Annotated in this window: 15 protein-coding genes; 7 read left to right on the plus strand and 8 right to left on the minus strand. The window is 66.4% G+C overall.

Annotated elements, in window-relative coordinates; translation table 11 throughout:
• Positions 1–60: 60 nt before the first annotated feature.
• The gene (locus RH90_RS08635) at positions 61–1,380 is read right to left on the minus strand and encodes a methyl-accepting chemotaxis protein (protein WP_010185143.1); all 1,320 of its coding nucleotides are present in this window, start codon (positions 1,378–1,380) and stop codon (positions 61–63) included.
• A 240-nt stretch (positions 1,381–1,620) separates the two neighbouring features.
• Between RH90_RS08635 and RH90_RS08640 the strand changes: the two genes are divergently transcribed.
• Together RH90_RS08640 and RH90_RS08645 are read left to right on the plus strand one after the other, a co-directional pair.
• Positions 1,621–3,660: a phosphocholine-specific phospholipase C gene (locus RH90_RS08640; protein WP_010185145.1), complete on the plus strand. Its 2,040-nt coding sequence runs from the start codon at positions 1,621–1,623 to the stop codon at positions 3,658–3,660.
• 77 nt (positions 3,661–3,737) lie between these two features.
• Positions 3,738–5,096: a POT-type proton-dependent oligopeptide transporter gene (locus tag RH90_RS08645; protein WP_010185146.1), complete on the plus strand. Its 1,359-nt coding sequence runs from the start codon at positions 3,738–3,740 to the stop codon at positions 5,094–5,096.
• Here RH90_RS08645 and RH90_RS08650 read toward each other — a convergent pair.
• The 5 genes from RH90_RS08650 to rplK all read right to left on the minus strand — a co-directional run bounded on the left by RH90_RS08650 (position 5,054) and on the right by rplK (position 10,900).
• Positions 5,054–5,812 (minus strand): DeoR/GlpR family DNA-binding transcription regulator, encoded by a 759-nt coding sequence (locus tag RH90_RS08650; RefSeq protein WP_232280332.1) that lies wholly within the window; start codon positions 5,810–5,812, stop codon positions 5,054–5,056. The two genes, RH90_RS08645 and RH90_RS08650, sit on opposite strands and share 43 nt — an antisense overlap.
• 96 nt (positions 5,813–5,908) lie before the next feature.
• Positions 5,909–8,920, minus strand: coding sequence for a TonB-dependent receptor (locus RH90_RS08655; RefSeq protein ID WP_010185150.1), 3,012 nt, complete (start codon positions 8,918–8,920; stop codon positions 5,909–5,911).
• Positions 8,921–9,210: 290 nt separating this feature from the next.
• Positions 9,211–9,417, minus strand: coding sequence for a cold-shock protein (locus RH90_RS08660; RefSeq protein ID WP_010185151.1), 207 nt, complete (start codon positions 9,415–9,417; stop codon positions 9,211–9,213).
• 354 nt (positions 9,418–9,771) lie between these two features.
• Complete coding sequence (gene rplA / locus RH90_RS08665) at positions 9,772–10,464, minus strand: 50S ribosomal protein L1 (protein WP_010185152.1); 693 nt, start codon at positions 10,462–10,464, stop codon at positions 9,772–9,774.
• Positions 10,465–10,468: 4 nt separating this feature from the next.
• On the minus strand, positions 10,469–10,900 hold the full coding sequence (rplK, locus tag RH90_RS08670) for a 50S ribosomal protein L11 (RefSeq protein ID WP_010185154.1): 432 nt from the start codon (positions 10,898–10,900) through the stop codon (positions 10,469–10,471).
• Between the two features lie 268 nt (positions 10,901–11,168).
• Here rplK and RH90_RS08675 point away from each other — a divergent pair, with 268 nt between their 5' ends.
• Complete coding sequence (locus RH90_RS08675) at positions 11,169–11,897, plus strand: Crp/Fnr family transcriptional regulator (protein ID WP_010185155.1); 729 nt, start codon at positions 11,169–11,171, stop codon at positions 11,895–11,897.
• Positions 11,898–12,159: 262 nt separating this feature from the next.
• On the opposite strand, the gene nusG is transcribed toward RH90_RS08675, so the two are convergent.
• Together nusG and secE are read right to left on the minus strand one after the other, a co-directional pair.
• Complete coding sequence (gene nusG, locus RH90_RS08680; RefSeq protein ID WP_010185156.1) at positions 12,160–12,702, minus strand: transcription termination/antitermination protein NusG; 543 nt, start codon at positions 12,700–12,702, stop codon at positions 12,160–12,162.
• Between the two features lie 17 nt (positions 12,703–12,719).
• Positions 12,720–12,917, minus strand: coding sequence for a preprotein translocase subunit SecE (secE, locus tag RH90_RS08685; protein ID WP_029625164.1), 198 nt, complete (start codon positions 12,915–12,917; stop codon positions 12,720–12,722).
• 266 nt (positions 12,918–13,183) lie between these two features.
• Between secE and RH90_RS08690 the strand changes: the two genes are divergently transcribed.
• The 4 genes from RH90_RS08690 to RH90_RS08705 form a co-directional block, all read left to right on the plus strand.
• A complete protein-coding gene (locus RH90_RS08690) occupies positions 13,184–13,963 on the plus strand; it encodes an enoyl-CoA hydratase-related protein (RefSeq protein ID WP_010185158.1) in 780 nt (259 codons plus the stop codon).
• A gap of 174 nt (positions 13,964–14,137) precedes the next feature.
• On the plus strand, positions 14,138–15,610 hold the full coding sequence (locus RH90_RS08695) for an efflux transporter outer membrane subunit (RefSeq protein ID WP_010185159.1): 1,473 nt from the start codon (positions 14,138–14,140) through the stop codon (positions 15,608–15,610).
• A complete protein-coding gene (locus tag RH90_RS08700) occupies positions 15,611–16,972 on the plus strand; it encodes an efflux RND transporter periplasmic adaptor subunit (protein ID WP_010185160.1) in 1,362 nt (453 codons plus the stop codon).
• Positions 16,973–17,000: 28 nt separating this feature from the next.
• The coding region (locus RH90_RS08705; protein ID WP_232280398.1) for an ABC transporter ATP-binding protein at positions 17,001–17,758 on the plus strand (758 nt) is incomplete at its 3' end.

The following is a 17,758-nucleotide window of genomic DNA, read 5'->3' on the forward strand; positions in this document are numbered from 1 at the left end:
GCCTCGCCGGACGATGCGGGGAAGGACGCCCTGCCGCGCTGCGGCGGTGCCGCGCGTGGCTCACGCTGCGACCAAGTTTCGCTCCCGCTGCGGCGCGAAGCTCTTCGGGGCGTCGACCACGGTTTCGACCGTGAAGGCGCTGGCGTGGCGCTGGAGCGTTTGAATCTCGGCGTCGAGCGCTTTCGCAGAAGCCGAGGTTTCCTCGACCATCGCGGCATTCTGCTGGATCGCCTTGTCGATATCCCCGATCGCGACGAGGATCTGCGAAACCGCGGAAGCCTGCGTCGCATTGTCGTTGGCGATCTGATTGACCAGCTCCTCGACGCTGGCGACCGAGGACGAAATATGGTCGAGCGCGCCGTTCATGTTCTGCACCTGCTTGACGCTGGCCATGATCCGTTCCTGCGTCTCGGAGATCTGTTCGCGCGCGCGCCGCGCCTCTTCCTCGGAGCGGCTCGCCAACTGACTGACCAGATCGGCGACGACGGCAAAGCCGCGTCCGGCCTCGCCGGCATGGCCCGATTCGACCGCCGCGTTCATCGCCAGCACGCGCGTCTGGAACGCGATCTTGTCGAGGCCCTCGATCACCGCGTCGATCGCTTTCGCCGAATCCGCCACCTTGGCCATCGCTTCGACCGCCATCGTTACCTGATCGTGACCCGTCATGACGATCTTTCGCGCCTCGTGGACGCGTTCCACCGTATCGAGCGCGGCCTTGCCCGACGCGTTGATGCGCGCATCCATCGTCGTCAGCGACGCGGTCGTCTCCTCGACCGACGCCGCGCTATTGTGCGTGCGGCGCGCCAGCGCATCGGAGGCTTCGGCGATTTTGACCGAACTGGAGGTAATGCCGTTCGTCGCCGCGCCGATCTGCCCGATCAACCGGCTTAGCGCCTGGACCGCGCCATTGAAGTTGTGAGTCAGCGACGCATATTCCTGCGCCACCGGCTGATCGATCGTTGCCGTCAGATCGCCCGCCGCAAGGTGGCCGAGATGCGTGTTCAGCAAAGCGACGACGCTTTCCTGCATGATCTCCATTTCCAGCTGACGCCGTGCCGTGTCGCGGAAGGTGAACATCGCCTTGGTCATGCGACCGACGCAATCCTTATAGTCGGTGTAGACGATGTCCGAGGACAGGTCGCCGGCGGCCAGACCTTCCATGCGGACGACGGTGTTGACGTAGGGCGTACAGATCCGCTCGCGAAAGATCAGGTTCAGACCGAAGCAAAGGCTCGCCCCGACAAGAGTGGCGAGGATCGCGCCGTATCCGCCGAGCGCGATCGCAAGACCGCTGGTAAACAGGCAGATGCTCGTCGAAGTCCCGGCTACGACCAGCATCTTCCGGCGGATCGGCGCGACGGCTTCGAACCAATGCAACATGTCTTGTCCCACTTCCGTACGCGATTTGCTCTTCGCGTATTATAGGACGCAGCGCGCGGATCGAACGCAGCGCGATATTTTGGCAGCACGCCGTCCGCGGCAGCTTGACGTTGATATTGCGACCGGGTGCCGCAGAAAGCGGTCATAATTTCGCGAGACGTCACAGACTTACCATATATCGCTGCTAGCCCGTCCATGGGTTTCGAACGACGGGGTACAGGTGTGACGATCGATCGCAGGATGTTTCTTCTGGGTGCGTCCGGCGCGGCGGCGGTCGCCGGCGGTCCTGCGGTCGCGCATCTGCGCGCGGGCGAGCGTGGCTCGATCCGGGATATCGAGCATGTCGTGATCCTGATGCAGGAGAACCGTTCGTTCGATCATTATTTCGGGACGCTGCGCGGCGTCCGCGGCTTCGGCGATCCGCGGCCGGTCACGCTGCCGGGCGGCAAGCCGGTCTGGGCGCAGCGCCGCGCTGATCGCGACGGCGGACAGATCGCGCTGCCGTTCCGGCTCGATTACACCGCGACGAGCGCGCGCTGTATCGGCGGGCTCGACCATAGCTGGAAGGACAGCCAGGCGCGCTGGCGCAACTGGGACGTGTGGGCCGAGCAGAAGGGCGCGCTGACGATGGCGCACCTGACCCGCGCCGATCTGCCCTATTATCACGCGCTCGCCGATCAGTTCACGATCTGCGATTCGTATCATTGCTCGCTGCAGGGGCCGACCGGGCCCAACCGGCTGTATCATTTTTCGGGCACCAACGGGCTGAGCGTCGGGCAGGCGGGCGACTATTGCGTCACCAATGGCGGCACCGACGCCAATCCCGGCGCCGACATGGCGAAGGACGATGCGACCGACGGGCTGCCGTGGCGCAGCTATGCCGGACGGCTCGAGGATGCCGGCGTGTCGTGGCGGGTGTACCAGGAGATCGCCAATTATTCGGACAATCCGCTCGGCTATTTCAAGGAGTTCCGCAAGCTCGACCGCGGTTCCTCGCGCTACAAGCGCGGCCGTGCCTATGTCGACTGGATCGACGGGGTGGCCCCGGCCGACCCTGAGAAGACGCAAGCGCGCCATCTGACCGCCGCCTTCGCCGCCGATGTCGCGGCCGATCGGCTGCCGCAAGTGTCGTGGATCGTGCCGATGATGCAGATGAGCGAACATCCCGACGCGCCCGCACCGTTCGGCGAGACACTGATCGGCAATCTCGTCGCCGCGCTCGCCGCCAATCCCAAGGTCTGGGCGAAGACCGTCTTCATCCTCAATTATGACGAGAATGACGGTTTCTTCGATCATGTCCCGCCGCCGATCCCCGCGATCAGCCCGGTTTATGGCGCGAGCACGGTCGATGTCCGCAGCGAGACCTATCAGGGCGAACCCGTCGGGCTGGGCCCGCGTGTGCCGATGCTGGTGATCTCGCCCTGGACGCGCGGTGGCTGGGTCAATTCGCAGCTGTTCGACCATACATCGGTGCTGCGCTTCCTCGAGACGCGCTTCGGCGTGGCCGAGCCCAACATCTCGCCGTGGCGCCGCGCGATCTGCGGCGACCTGACCTCGATCTTCGATTTCGACGTGCCGCACGCGGCGCGGCTCGAGACCGACTGGCTCGCTGCGCTGCCGTCGGTGGCGGGCTATGTCGCCGAGACCGAACGCCTGTGCAAGACCGCGCCGGCGCCCGCGATCGCGACCGCCAAGACGCTTCCCGTGCAGGAGCCGGGCACCCGCCCCGCGCGTCCGCTGCCGTATCGCTTCGCGGTCGAGCCGCTGTGGAGCGCGGCCGGGCTGACGCTGCGCTTCGTCAATGACGGGCCGGTCGGGGTGGTGTTCGGCGTGCAGGACGAGATTAGTTTCTCTGGCTGGCGCTATTTCACCGTCGCGGCGGGCTCGCGGCTCGAGGAAGCGTGGGCGTTGCCGGGCGACCGGCCCTATGCGCTGGAGGTGCGCGGGCCGAACGGCTTTTACCGTGCGTATCGCGGCCCCGGCGGCGCCGCGCGGATCGAGGCGGCGCTCGTCTGGCGCGAAGACGGGACGGGCGGTACGCTCACGCTCGCCGCGCGCGATGCGGCAACGCCGCTGACGCTGCACTGCGCGCATTCGGGCGCGCAGCACCAGCTCGCGCTTACGGCAGCGCAGGAGCACGCGCTCACGCTGCCCGAGCATCGCTGGTACGATCTGCTGCTGACCAGCGCCGACGGTGCGCGGCTGCGCCTTGCAGGGCATGTTGAGACCGGCCGGCCCGGCGTCAGCGAGCCCGCCGCCGCTTTCCCCCACCCGGTGTGAACGCCGCAAAGCGTCCCGACTGTCATCACCGTGTTGCGAAGCCCGCCTAGCGCCCGGGTCGAGCGAGGATCGGCACGATGGGCGATGGCATACCGAACGACGGCAGACTGCTGAACCCACGCTTCCTCGCGCTGGCGATGATGGAGTTCTGGGAACGCTTCGCGATGGCGGGCGTCAAATCGCTGCTCGTGCTGATCCTGGTCGATCACATCCTGGCGGGCGATCTCGCGCGCGTGATCGGCGCGTCGGCGATCGGCGAGGCGAGCGCGCTGCTGTTCGGGCCGGTGTCGCGTACCGGGCTAGCCTCGCAGCTGTACGGCTATGCCAATGCGCTGATCTATCTGTCGATCCCGCTCGGCGGGCTGGTCGGCGATCTCGTTGGGAGCCGGCGGCTGATGGTGGCGAGCGGCGGGGCGGGAATGCTGCTTGGCCTGACGCTGATGCTCGGCGAGCGCAGCTTCCTGATCGGGCTGATCCCGTTTGCGATCGGCACCGGGCTGCTCAAGGGCAATCTGTCGGCGCAGGTCGGGCTGTTGTTCCACGACGAGAGCCAGCGGCGGCGCGCCTACACCGCCTATCTCGGCTTCCTCAATGCCGGCGTGATCTGCGGGCCGCTGGTGTGCGGCGGGCTCGAGGTGTTCGCCGGTCCGGCTTACGGGATCGGCGCGGCGGGGATCGCGCTCGCCATCGGGCTGGTCGTCTATCTGCGCACCGGACGCGACGTGGATCCCGTTCCCGCCACGACGCGTCCGGCGCAAGCGCCGGTGAGCGGGGCGGCGGTGACGGGCGTGCTCATCGTGGCGCTCGCGTCTGTCTATCTGTGTTTTGCCGCCTACGAGCAGGTCAGCAACATCTTCCTCGTCTGGGCGCGCGCGCATGCCGATCTGCGATTAGGCGGCTGGAAGATGCCGGTCGCCTGGCTGCTGTCGCTCGACGGCGCCTTCACGCTGACGCTGGTGGTCGTGTCGCAATGGGTGACACGCCGCCTCGAGCGGCGCGGCATCGCGATCGGCGCAATGCCGCAGATGCTGCTCGGCGGGCTGTGCTGCGTCGCGGGCTATCTCGTGCTGACGATCGCCAGCTTGGGCGATGCGCCGGTCCCGCTGCCCTGGGTGATCGCCTATCTGCTGCTGATCGACGCGGCGATCGTGCTGATCTGGCCGTCGGGGCTGAGCCTGCTCGCCGGCGTCGCGCCGCGCCGGCTGATCGGCCTGTGGATGGGGCTGTTCTACCTCCACGGCTTCTTCGCCAATCTGTGGGTCGGGTTCAGCGGCGTCTATTACGAACGGATCGGCGCGCCGTCCTTCTGGCTGCTCCATGCCGGGGTGGCGGGCGTCGGCGTGCTGCTCGTGCTCGTCGCCGGCCTGCCGCTGGTGCGCGCTTTGCGCGCGCGTCAGGCAATCACCACCTCGGCATGGGCGAAGGCGGCGGCATAATCACTGTCGAGCGGGGTGTCGGTGACGAGGATGTCGACGTCGCTCAGCGCTGCGGTCTGGATCAGCGCATAGCGGCCGATCTTCGAGCCGTCCGCCGCGAGCAGCACGCGCTGCGAGGTCGCATAGGCGATCCGGCTCATCGCCGCCTCGCCCGGATGGAAGTCCATCAGCCCGCGCTCGAGGCTGATCCCGCCGACCGACAGGATCGCGAGATGCGGCGTGAAACCGCGCACATAGTCCTGCGCGACATGATCGGAAAAGGCGCGATAGTCGTAATCCATCTGCCCCCCGGCGAGGAACAGCCGGTTGTTGTTGATCGCGCCCAAGTCGCTCGCGACGCGCAGCGAATTGGTGATGACGGTCAGCGCGCGGCGATCGACCAATTGTCGCGCGATGAAGCAGCTCGTCGTGCCCGAATCGATGAACACGATCGCGCCGTCGTCGACCAGCTCGGCCGCAGCGCGCGCGATCCGCAGCTTGGCATCGGCATTCTCCTCCATCCGCTGGTGGAGCGGTCCTTCATGCACCGGCGTCATCATCCGCGCGCCGCCATGCTCGCGGATGATCACGCCCTGATCCTCGAGCGTGCGGAGCTCGCGGCGGACGGTTTCGTCCGACACGGCAAGGTCGTTCGCCAGCGCGGTGACCGACAGGGTCCGCCCGCTGCGCAGCCGCGTGATGATCTCGTGCTGCCGTCGTGACCGCTTTTCGATCATGTCCTCCATCGTTCGCGCGCGCGGGCTTGCTTGCCGCGCGCGTCGGGGTTTTGCAATCGGGGCCGCTGCGTCGCGAAGCGGCCCCGGCAGGAGCGATCAGAAGCCGACGCGCGCCGTGACGCGGACGGTGCGCGGGTTCTGATAGGCGACCGGCGAGCGATAGTCGGAATTGACCGAGCCATCGCCTTGCTCGCCGAAGTTATTGTACGACGTGACCGACTGGCTGTTGAACAGATTGAACACGTCGAGCCGGATCGACGCGTCGACGCTATGCGGCAGCGGCAGATGGACGATCGCGCTGACGTCGAACTGCGTCAGCCAATCGCCGTTGAACGCCGTCCCACGCGGGATCAGCTTGCCCTGACAATAATAGCCATAGCCGTGATAGGTGTTGGCATAGGCGTCGACCGCGAGCGGCACCGCGCCGATGCAACTGTAATGCGCGCCCGACTGGACCACCGCATTGCCGCCGAGATCGAGGAACTCGAACAGGCGATAGCTGCCATAGGCCTTGAAACTGTGGCGGCGGTCGCTCGGCAGATAGCCATAGGCGCCGTTGACGAAGCCGGGTGAATCGAAGTCCGACGTCCGATTGATCGAGGCCTGGCCGTTTTCGGAGCGGACGCCGCCCTCGTAATTGCCCTTGTTGAACGACAGCGTGTACGACGCGGCGAGGCTCCACTTGCGATCGAAGCTGCGATCGAAGGTGAAGGTCAGCGCGTTGTAGTTGCGGCTCGCCTTGGGATAGCCGAGATCGGCCGCCTTGAGCGTCACCGTCGGCGTCGAGCCGTCGGGCAGCTTGTTGAGCTGGACGGTGACGTCGCGCCCGGGATTGGCGATGACGAACTGATTGCCGCCCGAGAAGGTCGACTGGCACGCCGCCGCCGCCATCCCTTGCGCCACGCAATATGCGCGCGCGGCGATGTCGATCGACATGTCCTCGATCACGTTTTCGAGTTGGCGATGCGTGAAATAACCGCCGATCCGCACATGGTCGCCGAACTGATGCTGCGCGCCGATGATGAACTCATTGTCCGACTGCGGCTGGATGTTGGACGAGATCGTCCCCGCCGGGTTGAACGCCGAGCCGTCGGCCGAGACTTCGCAATTCTTGATCTTGGTGTCGGGGCAGGCGGTGGTGTTGAGCACCGACAGGATCGCCGCGCCGGCGACCGGGAGATTGCCCGCGCCCGCGGTGCCGTTGAATTGATTGTAGCGCGTATAGGTGACGAGGCTGCCGGCGACGTTGAGATTGATGTCGCCCGCCATCGGCAGATAATATTTCGAATAGGAGCCGAACACCTTGGTACGGCCGTCGCCGAGCGGATCGAACGACGCGCCGAGCCGCGGCGCCCATTGGTTGCCCGATTCGAAGAACGACTTGCCGTTGACGCCCTGATTGCTGAAGCGGTCGTTGCGCACGCCGAGGTCGAGCCGCAGGCGGTTGTCGAACAGCGACCATTGGTCCTGCAGGTAATAGGCCGAATTGCGGACGCGCGCGGTGCCGTTCTGCGCATAGACGCGCGTCGTGTAATATTGCGTGCCGACGGGCAGGCCGATCCGCGCGGTCGAATCGGCGGTGACGTTGTAGATCTTGAAAGCACCGTCGCCGATCGTCTGGTAGGTCTGACTCTGCGTGTCTTTCTCATGGTCGTAGCCCAAGCGGACGTGATGCGCGCCGAGCAAATGGAACTGCAGATCGGCATCGACGCGGTAGAATTGCCGCTCGTCATCGGTCTTGCTGTAGGCGTCGGTGACCTTGTTGGCGCCGATCTGGATCCCCGCCGGGTCGACCCGGTAATCGACGACCTGCGAATTGGTCGTGTCGAGCGGCAGATTGCCGGTGCGCAGCTTGTTGACGCCGTATGCGCCCGACAGCGTCAGCCACGGCGTGAAGGTGCCGGTATAGCGCCCGACATAATTGACGCCGCCCGCGCGCGCATTGGTGCCCCCGGTCTGCGCCTGGCGCGTATTGGTCGTGCGGTCCCAATCGTAGCTGCGGTTGAGCGTGTCGTTGGTCGTGTCGAAATAGGTGAATTCGAAATGATGGTCGCCGGTGATGTAGCCGTCGATCTTGCCGCCCCAGAACGGGCTGGTGTTGGTCACGCCGGTCGAATTGTCCTGGTTCTTTGCTGGCGTGAACGAGCGGATGTCGCGGAAATTGTAGAGGCCGTAGAAGAACAGATGATCCTTGATGATCGGCCCGCTCGCCTGGAAGATCGCTTCGGCGCGGCTCGCGCGCGAATGCGCGTAATCGGTGGTGCGCGTCGCGGGCGAGCCCGAGCGGAGCGCGTCGGGCTCGCTGATGCCGGTGACGCTGGCATGATAATCGTTCGAGCCCGATTTGGTCGTGGCGACGACATAGCCGCCGGTCGCCCGGCCGAATTCGGCGGGGGCGCCGCCGGTCTTGACCTCGACCGTCTGGTAGAAATCGAACGGCACTTCGGTCGGCTGGCCGCCCGAGACGAAATCGGTGACGTTGAGCCCGTTGACGTAGAAGGCGTTCTCGGTGAACGCCGCGCCCGCGATCGAGACCTGGTTGGCGAAGCCGCCGTTCGACGGCGAGGAGCCCTGCACGGTGCCGGGCGTCAGCAGCATCACGTCGCGCAGCGAGCGGCCGATCGGGACGCGCTGGGTGAGCGAGCCGAGATTGATCGTGCTGCCGACCGTCGTGTCCTGGAAATCGGCGACGCGCTGGCGCGATCCGGTGACGATGATGTCGCCCGCCTGTGCGGCGGGGACGAGGCGATAGCTGTTGGCGCCACCGGTCTCGCGGGTCAGCGCAACGTTGCGCTCGGTATAGACCGCGAAGCCGTCGGCGGCGATGCTGACGTCGTAATTGCCCGGCGAGAGCTGCGGGATGGTATAGGCACCCGTGGCATCGGTCTTGGCGACGCGGCTGACACCCTTGTCCGACGAGGTGATCTTGATCTCGGCATCGGCGATCGGCGCGCCGTCCTGCGCCGTGACGCGGCCCGAGGCGGCGATGTTGGTATAATCCTGCGCCTGTGCGGCAGGCGTAGCGACGGCGACGATCGAAAGCGTCGCGCCGAGCATCAACAACGCGCGCAGAGCAGCGCGCGACGAATGTCGCGTGGAACGGTGCATGAAGGAACCCCCTTGGATGGAACGAAGTCGCGGAGGTGGTGCAACCGCCTCCCTGACGCGCCGGTAGGGGAGGTTGGTGGATGTTTTGTGACAAACGCACAAGAAAACCACAAATTGTGATCAATTTAGCGGTAAACGGCGCTTGGCGACCGGTGGGGAGCAATGTGGCTCCGTTTTACCCATCGTCTCGGTGGGGCTGCGCGCGGCCCACATGGCGGCTGGAGAATGCGCCAGACGCAAAAAGGGCGGCCCGGGAAACCCGGACCGCCCTTTTCGTAAAACAGAGGCGATTAGGCCTGCTGCAGGTTCACAGCCGACATCTTGCCGCGCTTGTCCTGCTCGAGCTCGTATTGGACGCGCTGGTCCTTATCGAGCGTGTGCATGCCGGCGCGCTCGACGGCTGTGATGTGCACGAACGCGTCTTCGCCGCCGCCTTCAGGCGCGATGAAGCCATAGCCCTTGTCGGCGTTGAAAAACTTTACGGTTCCGATGGTCATAACATGATCCTTCTTGTGGGGGCCGACGCGAAGAGCCGCGTCGGCTGGTTGCCGAAATCAGCAGAGAAAGAAGGAAGATGGTGCCGCAAAGCGCCCTAGACCGTCGATTTGCGAACTGTAGCACCGCCTATGTAGGGCAGGTGGCGGGGAATTGCAAATCACGGTCGCCATCCCGTCCGCCCCTCCCCTTCAGGGGAGGGGATGGGGGTGGGGGAGGTCTCACCGAGAGGACCAGTGCCTGACTCGCGGCACGGCCCCACCCCAACCCCTCCCCTGAAGGGGAGGGGCTTAGGCACAGAAAAAGGGCCGGGGTTTCCCCCGGCCCTCGATCTTGTCGCAAAAATCTCGAAAGATTTAAGCGGCCGAAACCTCGGCCACATCAACCTTGATGCCAGCGCCCATCGTCGAGCTCACGGCGACCTTCTTGACATACTTGCCCTTGGCGCCGGTCGGCTTGGCCTTGACGATCGCGTCGACCAGGGCGTCGAAGTTGGCGCGCAGGTCTTCCGCCGGGAACGACGCCTTGCCGATCCCCGAGTGGATGATGCCGGCCTTCTCGACGCGATATTCGATCTGACCGCCCTTGGCAGCCTGGACCGCGGCGGCGACGTTCATCGTCACGGTGCCGAGCTTGGGGTTCGGCATCAGGCCCTTGGGACCGAGGATTTTGCCGAGACGACCGACGACGCCCATCATGTCCGGGGTCGCGATGCAGCGATCGAAATCGATCGTGCCGCCCTGGACGAGCTCCATCAAATCTTCCGCACCGACCACGTCGGCGCCGGCCTCACGGGCTTCGTCGGCCTTCGCGCCCTTGGCGAACACGCCGACGCGGACGGTCTTGCCGGTGCCCTTGGGCAGCGTGACGACGCCGCGGACCATCTGGTCGGCGTGACGCGGATCGACGCCGAGGTTGAGCGCGACTTCGATCGTCTCGTCGAACTTCGAGGTCGCACCCGACTTGGCGAGCGAGATCGCTTCGTCGATGCCGTGGAGCTTCTCACGATCGATCGTGATGGCCTTCTGCTTCTTGCTTACGAATGCCATGAGCTCAGCCCTCCACCACTTCGAGGCCCATCGCGCGGGCGCTGCCTTCGATGATCCGCGTTGCCGCGTCGATATCGTTGGCGTTCAGGTCCTTCATCTTCGCGGTCGCGATGTCCGAAAGCTGCGCACGCGTGATCTTGCCACCCGAAACCTTGCCCGGCTCCTTCGAGCCCGACTTGATGTTGGCGGCCTTCTTGATGAGGTACGATGCCGGCGGCGTCTTGGTCTCGAACGAGAACGAACGGTCGGCATAGACGGTGATCACGGTCGGCAGCGGCGTGCCGACTTCCTGGTCGCCGGTCGATGCGTTGAACGCCTTGCAGAATTCCATGATGTTGACGCCGCGCTGACCCAGCGCAGGGCCGATCGGCGGGGAGGGGTTGGCCTTGCCTGCAGGAACCTGCAGCTTGATATAGCCGGTAATCTTTTTTGCCATGTGGCGATCTCACTCTCTTTCAAGTTTAGCGGTCCGTGCGGCGGCGCCATAGCGCCGCCTCCCGCGAGTCCCCGGCAACGTGCCGGGGAAGGCGGGGCGCATACCCGAAAGCGCGGCGGCAGGCAAACCCGATCGCACATCCCCATATTCGCCACGCAACGTTTGTGCGCCGCGCCATACGCGATCTGTGTTATACGGCGCCATCATCGAGCTTCTTGGCATCCGATGACTGAGAGTTTTGCGCTCCCGCCGTTACCGGGACCGACTCATGACCGACACACTCGAGCGATTGCTCATCAAACTCAAGCGACGCAGTCGCTTCGCGCCGGCGGACGAGGCCGCGCTGCTCGGACTCCCTTTTACTGTCAAGACGCTCGAGCCTAGCCATTATCTGGTCCGCCAGGGGGAGCGCGCGGACTTTACCTGCGTACTGCTCGATGGCTTCGCCTATCGCCAGAAGATCGTCGGTGACGGCGGGCGGCAGATCATCGCGCTGCAAGTGCCGGGCGACGCGGTCGACCTGCAGAATTCGCTGCTCAAGATTGCCGATCACAGCGTCCAGGCGCTGACCGCGATCACGATGGCGCGGATTCCGCGCTTGGCGTTGCTCGAGATCGCCGCGACCTTTCCCGCGATCGCGCACGCCTTCTGGCTCGACACGCTGGTCGACGGGTCGATCGCGTGGGAGTGGATCGCCAATATCGGGCGACGCGACGCGCTGATGCGACTGGCGCACCTGCTGTGCGAATGTGCGGTGCGGCTCGAAGTCGTCAATGCCGAGGGCGGCGATTGCGACACGCTGCCGATGACGCAGGAGCAGATCGGCGATGCGCTCGGGCTGACGCCGGTGCACGTCAACCGGATGCTCAAGCTGCTCGAGCAGGACGAGCTGATCGCGCGGCGGGCGCGGACGATCGTGATTCTCGATGCGGTGCGGTTGCGCACGGTGGCCGATTTTCAATCGGCCTATCTGCATTTGAATTTGCTCGAGGATTGAGCCGAGTCCGGCACCGCCCATTCCACCGTCACCCCGGCCTTGTGCCGGGGCCCACCATGCCGCGCGTGCTGCGGTCGTAGTGCGCGTATCCCGGTGGACCCCGGGACGAGCCCGGGGTGACGGTTGGGGGGTAGGGGGAGGCGGAGAAGGGACGCGGGAGTAAATCCCGCGTCTTGCGTCGGACGGGTTCGCGTGGCCGCGACCCGCCGGCCGGTCTTGGCCGTCTCGCAGATAGCTTGCGCTATCTGCGTGCGGCCTGCGACTACGACTTTGAGCGTTCGACCTGCTCGAACTCGAGCTCGACCGGGGTCGCGCGACCGAAGATCGACACCGACACCTTGACGCGGCTGCGGTCGAAATCGAGTTCCTCGACGATGCCGTTGAAGCTCGCGAACGGGCCGTCGAGCACCTTGACCGAATCGCCGATCTCGAAGTCGACCTTGACCTTCTGCTTGGGCGCAGCGGCGGCGGCCTCGTCCTTGGTGCTGAGCATCCGCGCGGCTTCCGATTCCGGGATCGCCTGCGGCTTGCCGTTCGGCCCGAGGAAGCCGGTCACCTTGGGGGTGTTCTTGACGAGGTGATAGACGTCGTCGTTCATGTTGAGCTTGGCGAGCACATAGCCCGGCATGAACTTGCGCTCGACGAGGATCTTCTTGCCGCGGCGCGCCTCGGTGATCGTCTCGGTCGGGACCTCGATCTGCTCGACGAGTTGCTCGAGGCCCATGCGGGTCGCCTCGGCCATGATCGAATCGCGGACCTTGCCCTCGAAACCCGAATAAGCGTGAATGATGTACCAGCGTGCCATGTGTCTGTTTACCTAGATTATTTGGCGAGGCTGAGCAGCAGGTGGACGATCGCCTCGAAGCCTGTGTCGACGATGAAGAAGAACAAGCCGAGCAGCGTCGTCATGATGACGACCATCACGCCGGTCATGATCGTCTCGCGCCGGGTCGGCCAGACGACCTTCTTGGTCTCGGCCTGGACCTGTCGGATGAATTCGAGGGGAGTCGTCTTCGCCACGGTCTGTGCACTCATGTTCATTTCGCCGAAATCTGGACATGGGCCCGCCGCCCGGACCTGCCAAGGCCCGATGACGAGGATTTCCAATTTCGGAATGGATGCGGCGTAGCGCGTGTGGCGCGCGAAATCAAGCTGACGCGCCGCGCGCGCCTGCCCGGGACGGGCGCAGCATACTATGGGGCTGACGGAACGCGAATTTGGCGTAAGCTGGCGCACGACACTGGTGCGCGGGAAATCGTTCGCGGCCGACAGATGCAGGAACGACCATGACGACGATGATCCAGTCCGAACGCCGCGGTGATGTGCTCGTGCTCACGCTCGACCGCCCCGACCGCCTCAACGCCGCGCCGCCCGAGATGTTCGTCGCGCTGCGCCACGCGCTCGAGGCGCTCGACGGCGCGCGCGCGGTGCTGATCGCGGGGGCGGGGCGCGGTTTCTGCTCGGGTGCCGATGTCGGCGGCGGCGCGCTCGGCAGCGACGATCCGGGCAACGCGACCTACGCCGCGCTGACGCAGAGCTATAATCCCACGATCGCGGCGATCGCCGATCTTGACGTGCCGGTGGTCAGCGCGGTGCGCGGGCCGGCCGCGGGGATCGGCTGCAGCCTCGCGCTCGCCGCCGATTTCTGCGTGGCGAGCGAGACCGCCTATTTCCTCCAGGCGTTCGTCAATATCGGGCTGGTGCCCGATGGCGGCGCGAGCTGGATGCTGCCGCGGCTGATCGGCCGCGCGCGGGCGAGCGAAATGATGCTGCTCGGCGAGAAGGTGCCCGCGGCGAAGGCGCTCGACTGGGGGATGATCCACACGGTCGTCGCCGACGACGCGCTCGATGCTGCCGCGTTCGCGCTCGCCGAGCGGCTCGCGGCGGGGCCGACGCTCGCGATGGGGCTGATCCGGCGGCAGATCCGCGGCGCGTATGAGAGCGATTACGCGACCGCGATGTTGCAAGAGGCGGAAAATCAGCGCCGTGCGCGTGGATCGGCCGATTCGATGGAAGGGGGCCTTGCCTTCCTGCAGAAGCGCAAGCCCGTCTTCGGGGGCGTTTGAGACAATGGCCAGCGTTGGCCTGTTCGCCCGATTGCGCTGCGCGCGCGTTGCCACAGCAAAGCCAGCAAGTGTCGCGCGCGAAGCGGGCCGCTGGGCGACACTTCGCGATAATAAATCATTGGATCCGGCGAGAAATCATTGGACGCGGCAAGGTGTGTTAGTCAAATAAACACCATGCGCCACCGTCTCTCCTTGTTGCTTGCCGTCGCCGTGCCGCTGGCGGGGTGCACGGTCGGCCCCGACTACCACCCCGCGACGCCCGCGACACTCGGTGTTCCCGATGCCTATTCGGTGCCGGCCGATGGTCGTCCAGCCGCCGACCTGACGGCGTGGTGGACGCGCTTCGACGACCCGTTGCTCGCGCGCATCGTCGAGCGCGCCCGCAGCGGCAACCTCGACATCGCGCAGGCCGTCGCACGGCTGCGCCAGGCGCGCGAAGCGCTGGTCCAGTCGCGCGCGCAATTGCTCCCGACGCTGAACGGTTCCGCGGGCTATACGCGCTCGCAGAGCATCGCCGGCGGGACGACGACGCTGCCCGGCGGCGCGACGGTCATCACCGGGCGCGGATCGGGCGACACGCTGTCGCTCGGGCTCGACGTGCAATATCAGGTCGGGCTGTTCGGCGAGGTGCGCCGCACGATCGAGGCGAGTCGCGCGCAATATCAGGCGTCGGGCTATGATTATGCGAGCGTCTTGCTCTCGACCCAGGCCGAAACCGCGCGCAACTACATGCTCGCGCGGCTGTATCAGGCACAGCTCGCCAATGCGCGCGAGTCGCTGCGGCTGCAGGACGACAATCTCCAGATCGCTGGGTTCCGTGTGCAGGCGGGTCTCGTCTCCTCGCTCGATGCCGAACAGGCGCGCTCGCAGCGCGCCTCGACCGCGGCGACGATTCCCACGATCGAGCAGAATTACAATGCCGCCGTGTCGCGGCTCGGCGTGCTGACCGGGCAGGCGCCGGGGGCATTGAAGGCCGAACTGGCGGCGGTCCGCCCGATCCCGACCGGGCCTTTGTCGGTCGCGATCGGCATCCCGATCGATACGCTGCGCCAGCGCCCCGACGTCCGCTCGGCCGAGCGCACGCTCGCCTCCGCCACCGCGCAGATCGGCGTATCGAAGGCGGCGCTTTATCCTGCGCTGACGATCAGCGGCAGCGTATCGACCGACGCGGCGCGGATCGGCGACCTGTTCCAGACCGTTGCCGGCCAGGTGTTCGCCGGGCTGACGCAGGCGATCTTCAACGGCGGGCGGCTGCGCTCGCAAGTGCGCGCGAGCGAGGCGGCGGCCGACGGCGCGTTCGCCGCGTACAGATCGACCGTGCTGCAGGGGCTCGAGGATGTCGAGAATGCCGTCGTCGCGCTCGACAGCGCGAAGCGGCGCGCCGCCGAATTCGCGATCGCGCTCGATGCCGCGAACAACAGCGCGATCCTCGCGCGCACGCAGTACCGCGCCGGGCTGACCGATTTCACCACGCTCAACACCTCGGAATCGAGCCTGCTCACCGCGCGCAACGGGCTGAGCCAGGCGCAGTCCGACCAGGCGACCGCGCTGGTCCAGCTCTATCTTGCGCTCGGCGGCGGGTGGGACAGCGCCGCCGATCCGGCCCAACTCCCGACCGCCCTCCCTTCTCCCGCACAGGTACGATAGATGGCCACGCCCGCGCGCACCGACCTCGACGATTTCCTCGGCGCCAAGCGCGTGCCGAAATGGCGGCGCTGGGCGAAATGGGCCGGGGTCGCGGTCGGCGTGCTCCTGCTGCTGCTCCTGCTCAAGAGCTGCTTTGCCGGCGCGCCCAAGCCCGAATATGCCAGCGAAGCGGTGGCGCGCGGGTCGCTGTCGGTTAGCGTGTCGGCGACCGGCAAGCTCGCGCCGACCAACCAGGTGACGGTCGGTTCGGAGCTGTCGGGGCTGGTCACCAAGGTGGTGGCCGACGTCAACGACCCGGTGACCAAGAACCAGCCGCTCGCTTTGGTCGATCCGTCGCGCTTCCAGGACGCGGTCAACCAGAGCAAGGCCGCGCTCGACGCCGCGGTCGCGACCGTCGCGCAGAACCAGGCGACGCTCGCGCAATCGAACGCGAAGCTCGCGCGCTACCAGGAGGTCAGCCGGCTGTCGGGCGGCCGCGTGCCGGCCAAGACCGAGATGGACCAGGCGATCGCCGACAAGAACCGCGCGGTCGCCAATCTGCGCGCGGCGCAGGCGAACGTCGTGTCGGCGCGCGCGACGCTGTCGTCGAACGCGACGCAGCTGGTCAAGACGGTGATCCGCTCGCCGGTCAACGGCGTCGTGCTCGCGCGCCAGATCGAGCCGGGGCAGACCGTCGCCGCGTCGTTCAGCACGCCGACTTTGTTCGTCATCGCCGAGGATCTCAGCCGGATGAAGCTCGAGGTGGCGATCGACGAAGCCGATGTCGGTTCGGTCAAGCAGGGCCAGGCGGCGACCTTCACGGTCGACGCCTTCCCGGGCAAGACCTTCCCGGCGACGATCACGCGCGTCGATCTCGGCTCTAACCTGTCGGCGTCGAGCGCCTCGACATCGACCACCACGACGAGCAGCACCACCACCGGGCAGGTCGTGTCGTACGGCGCCACGTTGAGCGTCGCCAATGCCGGGCTGCAATTGCGCCCGGGGATGACTGCGACCGCCGATATCGTCACGTCGGCGCGGCCCAACGTGCTGCTCGTCCCCAATGCAGCACTGCGCTTCGCGCCGGCGACGACGGGAACGGCGGCGAGCAAGGGCTTCCAGATCGGACCGCGGCCGCCCAAGCGCGGCGGCGCAGGCTCGGGCAAGGGCGAGACGGTCAAGCGCGGCGGGTCGCAGACGGTCTATGTCGCCGATGCGAACGGCACGCCGCAGCCGGTGCAGATCACCACCGGCGAGAGCAACGGCACGATGACCGAGGTGATCGGCGGCGCGCTCAAGCCCGGCGACAAGGTGATCTCCGGGCAGCTCGCGACGGGTGCCACCGCAAAACGCAAGGCGGGCGAGCAGGCCAGTGGCCAGTAACCCCGCCGCCGGCGCCGACGCGCAGTACGTGCCGGCCGAGGGCGCGCCGATCATCGCGCTGCGCGGGGTGACCAAGACCTATGGCGAGGGCGCGACCGCGTTCCTGGCGCTCAAGGGAATCGACCTCGACATTGCCGGTGGCGATTTCGTCGCGGTGATGGGGGCGTCGGGTTCGGGCAAGTCGACGACGATGAACATCCTCGGCTGTCTCGACGTGCCGAGTGCGGGCACTTTCCAGTTCAAGGGCGTGCATGTCGAGACGCTCGACCGCGACCAGCGCGCGCTGCTGCGGCGGCGCTATCTCGGCTTCGTGTTTCAGGGGTTCAATTTGCTCGCGCGCACCACGGCGCTCGAGAATGTCGAGCTGCCGCTGCTCTATCGCGGCGATCCGCGCAAAGAGCGGCGCGCGGCGGCGATGGCGGCGCTCGACAAGGTCGGGCTCGCCGATTGGTGGGACCATACGCCGGCCGAGCTGTCGGGCGGGCAGCAGCAGCGCGTCGCGATCGCGCGCGCGATCGTCACCGCGCCCGCGGTGCTGCTCGCGGACGAGCCGACCGGGAACCTCGATTCGGAGCGGTCGGTCGAGATCATGCAATTGCTGCAGGGGCTCAACCAGGACAACGGGATCACCGTGATCATGGTGACGCACGAGCCCGACATGGCGGCGTTCGCGCGGACGATCGTACATTTCAAGGACGGGCTGGTCGAGCGGATCGAGGCGCGGCATGTGCCGGGGGAGATGGTCGAGCGAGACAAGCCCCTCCCCTTCAGGGGAGGGGTTGGGGT

The sequence above is a fragment of the Sphingomonas sp. PAMC 26605 genome (assembly GCF_000241485.1).
Classification (GTDB): Bacteria; Pseudomonadota; Alphaproteobacteria; order Sphingomonadales; family Sphingomonadaceae; genus Sphingomonas.